We start from the raw sequence: 13,382 nt of genomic DNA, 5'->3' as shown, positions 1-13,382 counted from the left end.
GCAACCGGCAGGGTCCCCCGACCACCCCCAGCCTCTCCCCACAGGGGCCGGGACGAACGCGAAGACAGCCATGATCCTCTCCAGCATGACGGGCTTCGCCCGCGCCGCCGGCTCCACCGGGCCGGTCCAATGGGCCTGGGAGGTCCGCAGCGTGAACGGGCGCGGGCTCGACGTGCGCCTGCGCGTTCCCAACGGCTACGACGCCGTGGGCGAGGTCGCCCGCACCGCCCTGCAGAAGACCCTGGCGCGGGGCCAGTGCCAGCTCTCCCTCACCCTCACCCGGCCGGAGGCGGCGCCCCGCGTCCGGATCAACGAGGCGCTGCTCGGCCAGCTCGCCGCCGCCATCGCGCGGGTGCCCCGGCCCGAGGGCGTGGCGCCCGCCACCCTCGACGGGCTGCTCGGCATCCGGGGCGTCGTCGAGGCCGACGAGGAGCCCGGCGCCGACGCGGAGGCCCTGGCCCGTGACCTCGCCGAGGGCGTGGTCCGCCTCGTCGCCGATCTCGTGGAGGCGCGCCGCGCCGAGGGGCGGGCCCTGCGCGGGGTCATCGAGGGCCAGCTCGCCGCGATGGCCCGGCTCACCGCCGCCGCCGAAGCCTGCCCGGCCCGCACGCCCGAGGCCGTGAAGGCGCGCCTCGCCGCCACCGTCGCGACGCTGCTGGAGGCGGGCCACCTCGATCCCGACCGCCTGCACCAGGAGGCGGTGCTGCTCGCCGCCAAGGCCGACGTCCGCGAAGAGCTCGACCGCCTCCAGGCCCACCTCGCCAGCGCGGCCGAGCTCCTGGCCGCCGGCGGTGCCATCGGGCGCAAGCTCGACTTCCTGGCCCAGGAGCTCGGGCGCGAGGCCAATACCCTGTGCGCCAAGGCGAATGACATCGCGCTGTCGCGGATCGGACTCGACTTGAAGGCCGTGGTGGAGCAATTCCGGGAGCAGGTTCAGAACGTCGAGTAGGTTTTTTCAGCGATGCGGGACGGTTTGACGATGGAGGCCGGGGTGATCGCGCGGCGCGGGTTCATCCTCATCCTGTCCTCCCCCTCGGGCGCGGGCAAGACGACCCTGACCCGGGCCGTCGCCGCCGACCCGAAATGGGGCCTCGACCTCTCGATCTCGGTGACGACCCGGCAGCGCCGCCCGTCCGAGATCGACGGCAAGCACTACACCTTCATCGACCGCGAGGCCTTCGACGCCCTGCGCAGCGCCGACAACCTGCTCGAATGGGCCGAGGTGCACGGCAATTTCTACGGCACCCCGCGTCGCCCGGTGGAGAAGGTGCTGGGCGCCGGCCGGGACATGATCTTCGACATCGACTACCAGGGCACCCGGCAGGTGCGCGCCAAGCTCGCCGACGACGTCGTCACGGTGTTCATCCTGCCGCCCTCGCTGGCCGAGCTGCGCCACCGCCTGGAGCGCCGGGCCGAGGATTCGCCCGACACCATCGAGAAGCGCCTCGCCAACGCCCGGATGGAGATCCAGCGCTGGACCGAGTACGACTACGTCATCGTCAACGACGACCTCGACGACGCCTTCCGCTCCCTGGAGGGCATCCTCATCGCCGAGCGCCTGAAGCGCGCCCGCCGCACCGGCCTGACCAGCTTCGTGGAGGGCCTGCTCGCCGAGCCCGACTGACGGGCGGGTTGCCGCAGACAGGAACGTTCATCGAGGCACGGGGGTTGGCCCGCGATTCCGACGGTCGGGGTCGAGAGGCGCGAACCCGAGAGCCGTCGCGATGCGCGAGAGATCCTGTGACATCGCCGTGATCGGCGCCGGCACCGCCGGTCTCGCCGCTCTCCGCGCCGCCCGCGATCGCGACGCCGACGCCGTCCTGATCGAAGCCGGGCCGGGCGGCACCACCTGCGCCCGCGTGGGCTGCATGCCCTCGAAGCTGCTGATCACCGCCGCCAACGCCGCCCATGCGGCCCGCCACGCCGACGTGTTCGGCATCGATGCCGGCTCCGTTCGGGTGGATGGCCCCCGCGTGATGGCGCGCGTCCGGCGCGAGCGCGACCGCTTCGTGGCCGGCGTCCGCGCGGGCGTCGACGAACTGCCCGCCGAAATCCGCATCGCCGGCCGCGCCCGCTTCACCGGGCCCGACACCCTGGCGGTGGACGACCACACCGCCTTGCGCTTCCGCGCCGCGATCGTCGCCACCGGCTCCAGCCCGGCCGTCCCCGAGCCCCTGCGCGACCTCGGCGACCGGCTCCTCACCAGCGACACGGTGTTCGAGATCCCCGACCTGCCCGAGTCCCTGGCGGTGCTCGGCGGCGGCGCCGTCGGCCTCGAGCTGGCGCAGGCCATGGCCCGCCTCGGCGTCGCCGTGACCCTGTTCGACCCCGGCACGCACCTCGCGTCCCTGCGCGACGACGGCCTCGCCGAGACGGCCCGCCGGCTCTTCGGGGCCGAGATGACGCTGCGCCTCGGCTGCAGGGTCACGGAGGGCGACCGCGCGCCCGAGGGCGTGCGCCTGACCTGGACCGACGCGGCCGGGGCGACCGGGACCGGCACCTTCGCGCGGGTCCTGGCGGCGGCCGGGCGGCCCCCCAACGTCCGGCATCTCGGGTTGGAGGCCGCCGGCCTCTCCCTCGACGAACACGGGATGCCGGCGTTCGATGCCCGCAGCCTGCTCTGCGCCGGCGGCCCGGTCTTCCTCGCGGGCGACGCCAACGCCGATCGGCCGGTGCTGCACGAGGCCGCCCGCCAGGGCCGGATCGCCGGCGCCAACGCGGCCCGTCTCGTCGCCTCCGGCCGCCACGCCGTCGAAGCGCCCCGGCGCTGGACCAACCTCGCCATGGTGTTCACCGAGCCGCAGACGGCGAGCGTCGGCGCGCCCTACGATCCCGCGGACGCGACCCTCGTCCGCGGCAGCGTAGATTTCGGCGACCAGGGCCGGGCCCGGATCATGGCCGAGAATGCCGGAGCGCTGCACCTCTACGCCGACCGCAGCGGCACCCTCCGGGGGGCCGAGATGCTCGGACCGGCCTGCGAGCACCTGGCCCAGTTCCTCGCCCTTGCCATCGCGGACGGGCTGACCGCCGAGGCTCTTCTCGACCGGCCGATCTATCACCCGACGGTGGAGGAGGGGCTGAAGACCGCCCTGGAGGCGATCGTCGCCGCCCTGGACCGCTGAGCCGGATCCGTCGCGCGACCGTCAGACCGGCGTCAGCGCGGCCGCGGCGGCCACCCGGCCGCGATGGCTCGTCACCGTGTTGCCCACCGAGGCCACCACGATGCAGGCGATGGCCAGCCACTCGGTGGGGGTGAGGTGCTCGCCCAGGATCGCGAGGCCGGCCAGCGAGCCCACGGCCGGCTCAAGGCTGAGCAGAACGCCGAAGCTCTGCTTCGACAACCGCTTCAGGGCGACCATCTCCAGCGTGTAGGGCAGGGCGCTCGACAGGGCCGCCACCGCTAGGCCGATTCCGAGCATGGCCGGCTGCAGCAGCAGCGTCCCCGCCTTCGCGATGCCGAACGGCAGCACCACCAGGGCCGCCACCGACATGCCAATGGCCACCGCCCGTCCGCCATGGAGATGACCGACGCGCTGGCCGAAGACGATGTAGAGCGCCCAGCACAGGGCGGCGCCGAGCGCGCAGGCGACGCCGACGGGATCGAGCCCGGTGGACAGGTCGCCGAGGGGCAGCAGCAGCGACAGGCCGAGGATCGCGCAGCCGATCCAGGCGAAATCGATCCCCCGGCGGGAGACCGCGAGGGCGAGCGCCAGGGGCCCGGAGAATTCGATCGCGATGGCGAGGCCGAGGGGGATCGTGCGCAAGGACAGGTAGAACAGCAAATTCATGGCGCCCAGCACGGCCCCGTAGCGCAGCAGGGCCCGCCGGTCGGCGCGGCCGGGACGCAGGCGCCAGGGCCGCCAGATCGCGACGAGCATCAGCGCCGAGAGGCCGACCCGCAGCGCGGTCGTGCCCTCCGCGCCCAGGATCGGGAACAGCTGCTTGGCGTAGGAAGTGCCGACGCTGAGGGAGACGATGCTGCCCAGGAGAGCCGCGACGGGCAGCAGCGTGGCGGCCAGGCCGCCGGGGGCCGAAGATCCGTGCGAAGCGGGAGCCATGGCGCGGGCGTCAGGCCGCCGGGGGCAGGATCAGCGCGCGCCGGGCTTCCAGGGCCTGCCAGAGCAGCAGGGCCGGAAGGCCGAGGACGACGTCGGGCACGCGCTTGATCAGCGACAGGGCGAGGGCAGTGCCCGCATCGATGCCGAACAGGCTGCCGAGCAGGACGAAGCCGCCCTCCTGGACGCCGAGGCCGCTCGGCACCGGGAAGGCCGCCGACTTGATGGCCTGGCTCAGGGCCTCGATCACAACGACCTCGGTAAAGCTCACCGAATCGACGCCGCTGCAGGTGAGCGCGATCCAGATCTCCAGGGCGCCCAGTCCCCAGGCGGCGAGGTGCAGCAGGACGGACGCCGCGAGCCGTCCGCGCCGACCCGGTGCCCAGACGGCATCGAGGGCGTCGTAGACGCTGCCGCCCGACGGCGACGGAGCGACGGGGTCACCCCGAAAGACGCGGCGCACGCCGTCGACGGCCCTGCGCCCGATCGCGCGCGCCGCGGCGCTGCGCTGGACGGCCAGGAAAGCCCCCAGCAGCAGGGCGGTGACCGCCAGGGCGCGCAGGACCCAGGTGGCCAGCGCCTGCGCCGCCTCGCCGCCGACCTGAAGCAGGAGGCCCACCCCCGCCAGGGCGAAGACGGCCTGGGTCCCAGCCTGGAACAGCATGTCCACGAGGATCGAGGCGGCCGCCAGGGTTCCGGTGGTTCCCCAGAAGGTCAGCAGGCGGCCGCCCACCACGTCGCCGCCGACGGAGGCCACCGGAAGCAGCACGTTGATGCCCTCACGGACGAGGCGCAGCAGGACAAAGGCTCCGGTGCGGGCCTGACCCAGCCCCGCGAGCCCCTGGATGACGCAGCCCCAGGCGAGGCCGCACAGAAGGATCACCGACAGCCGCACCAGCACGATGGCCGCGAGGCCGCCGGCGCCGACCCGGCCGAAGGCGTCGGTGACGGCGGCCAGATCGTTGGTGGCGATGAGCCAGACAGCGAGGCCGAGGCCCAGGAGGGTTCCGACCAGGGGAAGCCGGCGCAGCACGAGGCGCCCGAGACGACCGGACCCGGTCCGCTCGCCCGCTGGACGTTCGGCGACCCGGGTCGTCGCGAAGCGCGGCTCGTCAGGCATCGGACCCGTCCCGAATCGTCCGTTTCAAGGATTCCCCGCTCCCGCATCCGTCGCGCCGGGACGACGATCCCGGCTTCCCGTTCCGGCGCGCGGCACCGCCCTAGCGGTGCGGCGATTCCGCAGCGTCCGGCAGGTCTAGGCGGCCTTTGGGGCCGAAATCGGGGAACAGCGCCTCCACGGATTGGGCCGGCGTGGCCTGCGGGTCAAGCAGGTGGATGCGCTGCTTGGCGAGGCTGTCCGCCGTGATCACCGCGAGGGCACGCTTGGGACAGGGGCCAAGGCACCCGACCTCGACCACGCGCGGCTTGCGCGCCGTGAGGCGCCGCTTGAGTTCGCTCTTGAGCTGCTGCCGCACCGAGCCCTTCTTCAAGCCCTGGCGCTTGACGCACTTGCTGCAGACCAGCACGAGTTCCGTGAACCCGGCCCGCGCCATGCGGATCCGCGCCGGGCGGGCCGCCTCCCTGTCCGTGTCATCCATGCCGTCCCCGATGTCCCCTGCGGCCCCATGCGCCGAAAGCCCGATGCGCCGACCCCCCCGCACCCAGGCCCCGCCACCAGGGCGACGCGCCTTAAAAAGGGCCGAAAAATGAAGGATTCGTCGGGTTCAACACGAGGACGGCGAGAGGGCTCCCCAGGCGTGACCATATGCATCGTCATCAGGCTCGGGCAGACTCGCCGCCCATGATGCTGCGTCCGCCATCAGCCCTGATCGCGCCGAGCCTCGGGAACCGGAAATCATGAAGGCCGACGAGGTCAAGCAGACCGACCGCGTGCGGGGGGTGATCGATATCGCCCTGCGTTCCCTGCCGGATCTGCGCCGCAACGCCGAAACGGTCGATCCCGTTTCGCGGAGCCGCGTCCCGGCCCTCCTGCGCCGGGCGCAGGAGCGGCTGGACTGGCGCCAGCTCCCGGGCCTGCGGCCGCCGCCGAGCAAGCCGAAGAATCTGGTCGGCAGTCTTTTGCGCCAGTTCGGCGTCTTCGTCCTGCTGCCGACGGTCCTGGCGGGGATCTATTTCTACGCCTTCGCGGCCGATCAGTACGTGGCCGTGTCGCAATTCGCCGTGCGCGGCAATGTCGAACCGATGGAAGAAAGCTCGGGCGGGCAGTTCTCCGACCTGATCATGAAGCACAACAGCCAGGACAGCTTCATCATCCGGGACTTCGTCGAGAGCCGCGCGATCGTCGCCAAGATGGAAGAGAGCCTCCACATCTCGCAGATGTTCTCGCGGCCGGAAGCGGATTTCTGGACGCGCTACCGGGTCGATCAGTCCATGGAGGAACTGGTCAAGTACTGGAACAAGCATGTCGGGACGCGGATCGAGGTGCTCTCCGGCATCATCACGCTGAGCGTGCGCGCCTTCACGCCGGAGGATGCCCTGGCGATCAATCGCGGGGTCGTGGCGCGAAGCGAGGCGCTCATCAACGACATCTCCCGCCGAGCCCAGGCCGACATGGTCAAGCATGCGGAGGCCGAGGCGACGAAGGCGCAGGAGCGCCTGCGCAACGCCCACATGGCGCTCCAGGTCTTCCGGAATCGCTGGGGCATCATCGATCCGGCCAAGGCCGCCGAGTCCACCCTGACGACGATCGGCACGTTGCGGAAGGACCGGCTCAAGGCCGAGTCCGACCTCGCGGTCCTGCGCGGCTCCAATCTCGACGAGAAGTCCCGCAGCATCCAGAACCTGGCGTCCACCGTCGCGGCCCTCGATCAGCAGATCCAGAAGCTGACCGACCAGCTCACGAGCGACGGCCTGTCGGGCTCGAACGCCGCGAACAACATGACCCGCGCGCTCCTCGAATACGAGGGCCTGCAGGTCGAGCGCGTCATCGCCACCAAGCTCAACGAATCCGCGAACCTGATGGTGGACCGGGCCCGCATCGCTGCCAACAAGCAGCAGATCTACCTGGCAACGTTCGTCGAACCGGCCCTGCCCGACGATTCGATCTTCCCGCAGCGCGGCTACAGCATCATGGTCGTCTTCTTCGGGTGCCTGGTAGTCTGGAGCTCGATCGCCCTCATCCTCGCGGGCGTCAACGACCAGCGCCTCTAGAGTTTGTCAGGGATCGGCGGAAACCCGCTATCCCGAGAAGACAAACGACAGAAAAGACATCGAGCGTCTGCCGGGTCCAGGATGAACCCGACGGACTCCAGCCCGTCCCACGCCCCGGTCGTTCCCGCCAGCACGCATGTCCGAATTCACCGATCTCATCGCCCGCGCGGTCAATCCCGCCATGTCCCGCACGGAGCGGGAAGCGGTCTACAGCGTCGTCAAGCAGGCGGTCGAGCGCTTGCAGGCCCGCGACGGCCTGGAGGCGAACGATCCGCGCAGCGCGCTGCAGCAGCATCTCGTCGAGGAGACGATCCGCGACGTCGAAGCCGACATCGCCCGGTTCCGTTCGATGGAGAAGCTCGAGCGCGCCCACGAGGCCCAGATGGCCGCCGAGCGCGCCAACAACGGCCGCTGAGGTCCGCCCGTCGGGGCGACCCGGGCTTTTCAGCTCCCGCGATCAGCCATAGGCGGCCACGGCCCGGACGCTGCCGGGCTCGGCCACCGACAGGCCGGCCTCGACGTACTCGTTGAGCTTGTTGCGCAGGGTGCGGATCGAGATGCCGAGGATCCTGGCGGCATGCGTCCGGTTGCCGAGGCAATGGTCCAGGGTGTCGAGGATGAGGTCGCACTCGACCTGCGCCACCGTCTGCCCCACGAGGCCGCGCGTGGCGGCCTCCGCCACCCGGGCGGCGCGCTCGGCCGGCCCGGCCGAGACCGGTGCGATGCTGTCGCCCTCCGGGGTCAGGATCGCGTCGGGTCCGATCTCGGGGCCCGCGGCCAGGAGCACCGCGCGGTGCAGGGTGTTCTCGAGTTCGCGGACGTTGCCGCGCCAGGGATTGGCGCGCATCAGGCCCTGGGCCTCGGCGCTGAGGGGCCGCACCGGTACGCCGTTCACCTCGGCGTACTTCCGGGCGAAATGCGCCGCCAGTTCGAGGATGTCGGCGGGGCGCTCGCGCAGGGGCGGCAGGCGCAGGTGCACGACGTTCAGCCGGTAGTAGAGATCCTCGCGGAAGGTGCCCTTGCGGACCTCCTCCACCAGGTTGCGGTTGGAGGTGGCGAGCACGCGGATGTCGACCTTGACCGGCGCGGTCCCGCCGACCCGGTCGATCACCCGCTCCTGAAGGGCGCGCAGGAGCTTCGACTGCAGCCGCACGTCCATCTCGGAGATCTCGTCGAGGAGGAGCGTGCCGCCATGGGCCTCCTCGAAGCGGCCGATGCGGCGCGCCACGGCGCCCGTGAAGGCGCCCTTCTCGTGGCCGAACAGCTCGGATTCCAGCAGCGCCTCGGGAATCGCCGCACAGTTCACCGAGACGAAGGGCCGGTTGGCCCGGTTCGACTTGCCGTGGAGATGGCGGGCCAGGACCTCCTTGCCCGTGCCGCTCTCGCCGGTGATGAGCACGGACGCCTCCGAGCGGGCCACCTGCTCGGCGAGCTTGACCACCTTCTCCATGGAGGCGTCGCGCCAGACGAAGGCGCGCCCGTCCTCGGAGACCGCCTGCAGCACCGCCGCGATCAGCTCGGGATCGGGGGGCAGGGGGATGTATTCCCGCGCGCCGGCCTGGATCGCGGCCACCGCCGCCTTGGCGTCCGTGGCGACGCCGCAGGCGATGACGGGGGTGCGGATGCGCTCCTCGGCCAGGGCCGTGACCAGATCGCGGATCGCCAGGGCCACGTCGATCATGATGAGGTCGGCGCCCTTGGCCCGCAGCACCGCGAGGCCCTGGGCGAGGCTCTCGGCATTGGTGACGGCCGCGCCCCGGTTCATGGCGATCTTGGAGGCGGTGATCAGCTCGCCGTTGAGCCGTCCGATGATGAGAAGCCGCATGGCTCAGGGTCTCCGTCAGGGTCGGCTTCGCGCGGGGGGCGCGGCAGCCGGGAAGGCGAGGGGGGGGTCAGTGGTCGCTCTTGATGATCTCGGTCATCGTGACGCCGAGGCGATCCTCGACGAGCACCACCTCGCCGCGCGCCACGAGGCGGTTGTTCACGAAGATGTCGATGGCCTCGCCGACCTTGCGGTCGAGCTCGAGCACGGCGCCGGGCTGAAGCCGGAGCAGGTCGCCGATCGGCATGCGCGAGGAGCCGAGCACCGCCGAGACCACCACCGGCACGTCGAAGACCTGCTCCAGGTCGGCGGCGCTCTTGGGCGTGGTGGGCGTCTCGCGGATCGACTCGGTGCCGAGGCCGTCGAAGGAGGCATCCAAGCCGTTGAGCTGGGGCAGGCTGAAATCGTCGGACATGCGGAGGTTTCTCGGGCTGAGTTCGGGTCGGGCGGGCGGTTCAGGCTGGAAGTCCGAGGGCGGAGAGCACCGCGGCTTCGATCTGGGCCCGGTCCCGGACGACGCCGCCATCGGCCCATTCCATGCGGGCATCGCCCGGCGCGAGATCGGGCTCGCCGAGGACCACGAGGCGGCCCTCGAAGCCGCGCTCGCGGGCGAGCCGCTTCACCAGGGCCTCGGAGTCGTCGACCAGGCTCTCGTGCACCCGGACGACGAGGTGGGGGACGCCGCGCAGGTGCTGGAGCGCGGCGCGGGCCGCGTCGCCGATCGCCGCCAGGGGCTGCGCGTCCAGGGCCTCGCCGGCGATCTTGCGGGCGAGCAGGATGGCGAAGTCGAGGGCCTCGTCCTCGCGCGCCCGGTCCCGGGCGTCCGATTGCCCGATCAGGCCCGCCGCCGCGAGGCCCACCCGGGTGAGGGCGTCGGACAGGCGCGCCTGGATCTGCTGCTCGGCCAGGGCCTGGCCCTCGCGCAGGCCGCGCGCGTAGCCCTCGGCCTCGGCGCGCGCCACGGTCTCCGCCAGGGCGGCCGCCTCCTTGGCGGCGACCGGGTTGTCGGGCCGGGGCCGGAAGTCGGTGTCGAAGAGGAAGCGGCGCGCGTTCAATAGACCAGCTCCTCCTCGCCGCTCGACTTGGCGATCATGATCTCGCCCTTCTCGGCGAGTTCCTTGGCCAGCTCGGTCATCTTGGCCTGCGCCTCGTCGACGTCCTTCAGGCGGATCGGGCCGAGGGAGCCCATCTCGTCGGTGATGTTCTTGGCCGCGCGGGTGGACATGTTCTTCAGGAAGAAGTTGCGCACCCGGTCGTCGGCGCCCTTCAGGGCCCGGCACAGGGTCTCGTTGTCGACCTTGCGCAGGAGGGTCTGGACGCTGCCGGCATCGAGCTTCAGCAGATCCTCGAAGGTGAACATCAGCTGGCGGATCTTCTTGGCCGAGCCGCGATTGGCCTGGTCGAGGGCGGTGAGGAAGCGGCCTTCCGTCTGCCGGTCGAAGGCGTTGAAGACGTCGGCCATCAGCTCGTGGGCGTCGCGCCGCGTGGTCTGCGCGATGGTCGACACGAACTCGACCCGCAGGGTCTCCTCGATGTGGCGCAGGGCCTCCTTCTGCACGGTCTCCATCCGCAGCATCCGGTTCAGGACGTCGATGGCGAAGTCCTCGGGGAGGATGGTGAGCACCCGGGCCGCGTAGTCCGAGCGCACCTTGGAGAGCACCACCGCGACGGTCTGCGGGTACTCGTTGCGCAGGAAGGAGGCGAGGATCTCGGGATCGATCTGGGTCAGGCTCGCCCAGACGCGCTTGCCCGAGGCGCCCTTGATCTCCGCCATGATCGAGGAGACCTGCTCGGACGGGAAGATCTTGAGGAGCAGGGATTCCGTCCGCTCGAAGTTCGAGGTGATGCCGCCGCCGGAGGACAGGCGGGACACGAAGTCGACGATGAGCTTCTCGACCGTCTCGGCCTCGAGGGAGCCCAGCTGCACCATGGCGTGCGAGACGAGCTTCACCTCGTCCTCGTCGAGCATCTGCCAGATCGGCGCGCCCTCGCTCTCCCCGAGGAGGAGCAGGAGCGCGGCGGCGCGCTGGGCCCCGGTCATGGCGCCGAAGGCGCCGTTGCCGCCCTTGGCGAGTTCCGCCTGGAGGTTCAATCCCGAGGACATGGTCTCAACGCCTCACGGTGGGGAGGGGGGACAGGACGCGCATCAGCTCTCGTGAATCCAGTTGCGGAGCACTTCCACGGTCTCGCTCGGGCTGGCACGGACCATGTCGACCACGCGCTGGACGGTCTCGGCCTGGACCTTGCCGTTGAGCTGCGCGAAATCCACGAGGCGGGCGGTCGGGTTGTCGGGCGCCACCATCAGCGCCTCGCCGCCCGCCACCGCTCCGGCCGCTCCGGCACCCGAGACCAGGGCGATCTGGATCGGCTCCGAGGCCAGCACCTTCTTCAGGAGCGGGCGCACCACCGCCATCAGGACGATCAGGGTCAGCATCGTCAGCACGCCGAGTTCGACGATCCGCATGATCTCCTCCTTGGAGGGAGAGAGCAGCGACTGGACCAGGGACGGCTCGGCGAATTCGGCCGGGACCGGCGTCTCGGCGAAGCGGAGGTTCACCACCTCGACCTGATCGCCGCGCGCCTTGTCGAAGCCGATGGCCGAGCGCACCAGGGCGGCGATGCGGTCGACCTCGGCGGCCGGGCGGGCCTGGTAGACGGGCTTGCCGTCCGGGCCGGGCACGTAGGCGCCGTCCACCACCACCGCCACGGAGAGGCGCTTGATCCGGCCGCCTTCGGCGACCTCGGTCTTGGTCACCCGGGAGATCTCGTAATTCGTGGTCTCCTCGTTCTTGTTCGTGGAATCCTTCTGGGTCGGCGTCTGGCCGGGCTGATTGGCGCCCGGGAGTTCGTTGCCGACGCTGACCGCGCCCTCGGCACCGCCCGTCAGCGAATTCTCGGTGCGGGTCTGGGTCGAGCGCACCACCCGGCTCTCGGGGTCGAAGCTCTCGGACCGGCTCTCGATGCGGTTCAGGTCGAGCTCGGCGCTGACCTGGATTCGGGCGCGCCCGGCGCCGACGATGCCGGCGACGATCTCCTCGATCTGCGCGCGCAGGCGGCGCTCGATGCCGACCTGCTTCTCCTCCATGCCGGCGCCGGTCTCGGCCTCGGCCCCGCGGGCGCCGTCCGCGAGCAGGCGCCCGCGCTCGTCGACGATGGAGACCCGTTCCGGCTTCAGGCCCTCGACGGCGGAGGCCGCGAGGTGGCGGATGGCGCGCACCTGGGAGGGGTCGAGGTCGCCCATCAGCTTGAGCACGATGGCGGCGCTCGGCATCTCCCGGTCGCGCTCGAACAGCCGTCGCTCGGGGATCACGAGGTGGACGCGCGCCGCCTGGACCCGCCCGATGGCGCGGATGGAGCGGGACAGCTCGCCCTCCAGGGCGCGCAGGTGGTTCACGTTCTGGACGAAGTTGGTGGACGAGAAGGCGTCGCCCTTGTCGAAGATCTCGTAGCCGACGCCGGCGGCGCTCGGCAGGCCCTTGCCGGCGAGGTCCATGCGCAGGCGGGGCAGGTCGGCCCGGGGGGCGAGGATGGTCTGGCCCGCGTCGCCCTTGGTCTCGTACTTGATGCCGCGCGCGTCGAGGTCACGGATCACGGCAGAGGAATCCGACATCGACAGGTCGGCGAAGAGCACGCCCATGTCGGGCTTCGAGACACGCAGGATCACGAAGGCGAAGAAGCCGATCAGCGTCATCGTGACGGCGGCCATGGCGGCCAGGCGCGCCGGGCCCAACTTGGTCACGAGGTCGAGGACCGGTTTCACGACGCGACGCACCCACCCGAGACGCGGCGCCGGACTGCCGGCACCCGCTCGGCAAAATTTGCCTGGGTCGTGGTTAGCGTCGAGTTAACGATCCTGAACGAAGGGGTGTCGGCGCCACCCGGGAAGACCGCAAAACGCGAAAGCCGCGCCCGGGTGAGGGGACGCGGCTTCCGGGTTCGGGAGGGGCGGCGACGGGGTCCGACGGAGACCCCGGCCATCGCCCGGCTCAGTGGCGGTAGTGCTGGATGCGCGTGGTGCGCAGGCCGGCCAGACCGTGCTGATCGATGGAGAACTGCCAGCTCAGGAACTCCTCGGTGGTGAGGGTGTAGCGCTGGCAGGCCTCTTCGAGGCTGAGCAATCCGCCTCTTACGGCGGCGACCACTTCGGCCTTGCGACGGATCACCCATCGCCGGGTCGTGGTCGGCGGAAGGTCCGCGATGGTTAACGGACTTCCATCAGGCCCGATGACGTACTTAACTCTCGGGCGGCTTGGTTCGGTCATGATACGCTCTACAACTCGACTGACCTGTCGAGATTGGAAGCTACTTGTGCCCACTTAAGATATCTTGAAGCG

14 protein-coding genes are annotated in these 13,382 nt (G+C 71.1%); 5 read left to right on the top strand and 9 right to left on the bottom strand.

Annotation, left to right across the window (positions count from 1 at the left end):
- Positions 1-70: 70 nt before the first annotated feature.
- The 3 genes from ASF41_RS01395 (at position 71) to ASF41_RS01385 (ending at position 3,122) form a co-directional block, all read left to right on the top strand.
- Positions 71-949 carry a YicC/YloC family endoribonuclease gene (locus tag ASF41_RS01395; protein ID WP_056490215.1) on the top strand — a complete coding sequence of 293 codons (879 nt, stop codon included), beginning with the start codon at positions 71-73 and terminating at the stop codon, positions 947-949.
- A 12-nt stretch (positions 950-961) separates the two neighbouring features.
- Positions 962-1,624, top strand: coding sequence for a guanylate kinase (gene gmk / locus ASF41_RS01390; protein WP_056490211.1), 663 nt, complete (start codon positions 962-964; stop codon positions 1,622-1,624).
- 100 nt (positions 1,625-1,724) lie between these two features.
- Positions 1,725-3,122 (top strand): dihydrolipoyl dehydrogenase, encoded by a 1,398-nt coding sequence (locus tag ASF41_RS01385; RefSeq protein ID WP_056490209.1) that lies wholly within the window; start codon positions 1,725-1,727, stop codon positions 3,120-3,122.
- 21 nt (positions 3,123-3,143) lie between these two features.
- Here the strand turns inward: ASF41_RS01385 and ASF41_RS01380 are convergent, their stop codons facing one another.
- The 3 genes from ASF41_RS01380 to ASF41_RS01370 all read right to left on the bottom strand — a co-directional run bounded on the left by ASF41_RS01380 (position 3,144) and on the right by ASF41_RS01370 (position 5,653).
- Entirely contained in the window at positions 3,144-4,058 is a 915-nt protein-coding gene (locus ASF41_RS01380) for an EamA family transporter (protein ID WP_056490206.1), read from the bottom strand.
- A gap of 10 nt (positions 4,059-4,068) precedes the next feature.
- Positions 4,069-5,175 (bottom strand): lysylphosphatidylglycerol synthase domain-containing protein, encoded by a 1,107-nt coding sequence (locus tag ASF41_RS01375; protein WP_056490203.1) that lies wholly within the window; start codon positions 5,173-5,175, stop codon positions 4,069-4,071.
- Between the two features lie 100 nt (positions 5,176-5,275).
- Positions 5,276-5,653, bottom strand: a complete 378-nt coding sequence (locus ASF41_RS01370) for a (2Fe-2S) ferredoxin domain-containing protein (protein WP_056490200.1) — start codon at positions 5,651-5,653, stop codon at positions 5,276-5,278.
- 259 nt (positions 5,654-5,912) lie between these two features.
- Between ASF41_RS01370 and ASF41_RS01365 the strand changes: the two genes are divergently transcribed.
- Both ASF41_RS01365 and ASF41_RS01360 read left to right on the top strand, forming a co-directional pair.
- Entirely contained in the window at positions 5,913-7,226 is a 1,314-nt protein-coding gene (locus ASF41_RS01365; protein WP_056211034.1) for a hypothetical protein, read from the top strand.
- Between the two features lie 136 nt (positions 7,227-7,362).
- Positions 7,363-7,641 (top strand): hypothetical protein, encoded by a 279-nt coding sequence (locus ASF41_RS01360; RefSeq protein WP_056490197.1) that lies wholly within the window; start codon positions 7,363-7,365, stop codon positions 7,639-7,641.
- 42 nt (positions 7,642-7,683) lie between these two features.
- On the opposite strand, the gene ASF41_RS01355 is transcribed toward ASF41_RS01360, so the two are convergent.
- The 6 genes from ASF41_RS01355 to ASF41_RS01330 form a co-directional block, all read right to left on the bottom strand.
- Positions 7,684-9,051 (bottom strand): sigma-54 dependent transcriptional regulator, encoded by a 1,368-nt coding sequence (locus ASF41_RS01355; protein WP_056211038.1) that lies wholly within the window; start codon positions 9,049-9,051, stop codon positions 7,684-7,686.
- A gap of 67 nt (positions 9,052-9,118) precedes the next feature.
- Positions 9,119-9,463, bottom strand: coding sequence for a flagellar motor switch protein FliN (fliN, locus tag ASF41_RS01350; RefSeq protein WP_056211040.1), 345 nt, complete (start codon positions 9,461-9,463; stop codon positions 9,119-9,121).
- 40 nt (positions 9,464-9,503) lie between these two features.
- The gene (locus tag ASF41_RS01345; RefSeq protein WP_056490192.1) at positions 9,504-10,103 is read right to left on the bottom strand and encodes a FliH/SctL family protein; all 600 of its coding nucleotides are present in this window, start codon (positions 10,101-10,103) and stop codon (positions 9,504-9,506) included.
- Positions 10,100-11,152 (bottom strand): flagellar motor switch protein FliG, encoded by a 1,053-nt coding sequence (gene fliG, locus ASF41_RS01340; protein WP_056211044.1) that lies wholly within the window; start codon positions 11,150-11,152, stop codon positions 10,100-10,102. The genes ASF41_RS01345 and fliG overlap by 4 nt, the downstream gene beginning before the upstream one ends.
- Before the next feature lie 42 nt (positions 11,153-11,194).
- Positions 11,195-12,808, bottom strand: a complete 1,614-nt coding sequence (fliF, locus tag ASF41_RS01335; protein WP_056211431.1) for a flagellar basal-body MS-ring/collar protein FliF — start codon at positions 12,806-12,808, stop codon at positions 11,195-11,197.
- 226 nt (positions 12,809-13,034) lie between these two features.
- Positions 13,035-13,310 carry a DUF1153 domain-containing protein gene (locus tag ASF41_RS01330; protein ID WP_018044452.1) on the bottom strand — a complete coding sequence of 92 codons (276 nt, stop codon included), beginning with the start codon at positions 13,308-13,310 and terminating at the stop codon, positions 13,035-13,037.
- Between the last annotated feature and the right edge of the window lie 72 nt (positions 13,311-13,382).

Source organism: Methylobacterium sp. Leaf111, from assembly GCF_001423285.1.
In the GTDB taxonomy this organism is placed as follows: domain Bacteria; phylum Pseudomonadota; class Alphaproteobacteria; order Rhizobiales; family Beijerinckiaceae; genus Methylobacterium.
The sequence above is the reverse complement of the archived record's forward strand: the minus strand, read 5'-3'. Positions and strand labels throughout refer to the sequence as shown.

Excerpts from the sequence above, each read along its gene's own strand:
- ASF41_RS01395 (WP_056490215.1), top strand. The coding sequence starts at position 71 with ATGATCCTCTCCAGCATGACGGGCTTCGCCCGCGCCGCCGGCTCCACC.
- gmk (WP_056490211.1), top strand. The coding sequence starts at position 962 with ATGCGGGACGGTTTGACGATGGAGGCCGGGGTGATCGCGCGGCGCGGG.
- ASF41_RS01385 (WP_056490209.1), top strand. The coding sequence starts at position 1,725 with ATGCGCGAGAGATCCTGTGACATCGCCGTGATCGGCGCCGGCACCGCC.
- ASF41_RS01380 (WP_056490206.1), bottom strand. The coding sequence starts at position 4,058 with ATGGCTCCCGCTTCGCACGGATCTTCGGCCCCCGGCGGCCTGGCCGCC.
- ASF41_RS01375 (WP_056490203.1), bottom strand. The coding sequence starts at position 5,175 with ATGCCTGACGAGCCGCGCTTCGCGACGACCCGGGTCGCCGAACGTCCA.
- ASF41_RS01370 (WP_056490200.1), bottom strand. The coding sequence starts at position 5,653 with ATGGATGACACGGACAGGGAGGCGGCCCGCCCGGCGCGGATCCGCATG.
- ASF41_RS01365 (WP_056211034.1), top strand. The coding sequence starts at position 5,913 with ATGAAGGCCGACGAGGTCAAGCAGACCGACCGCGTGCGGGGGGTGATC.
- ASF41_RS01360 (WP_056490197.1), top strand. The coding sequence starts at position 7,363 with ATGTCCGAATTCACCGATCTCATCGCCCGCGCGGTCAATCCCGCCATG.
- ASF41_RS01355 (WP_056211038.1), bottom strand. The coding sequence starts at position 9,051 with ATGCGGCTTCTCATCATCGGACGGCTCAACGGCGAGCTGATCACCGCC.
- fliN (WP_056211040.1), bottom strand. The coding sequence starts at position 9,463 with ATGTCCGACGATTTCAGCCTGCCCCAGCTCAACGGCTTGGATGCCTCC.
- fliG (WP_056211044.1), bottom strand. The coding sequence starts at position 11,152 with ATGTCCTCGGGATTGAACCTCCAGGCGGAACTCGCCAAGGGCGGCAAC.
- ASF41_RS01330 (WP_018044452.1), bottom strand. The coding sequence starts at position 13,310 with ATGACCGAACCAAGCCGCCCGAGAGTTAAGTACGTCATCGGGCCTGAT.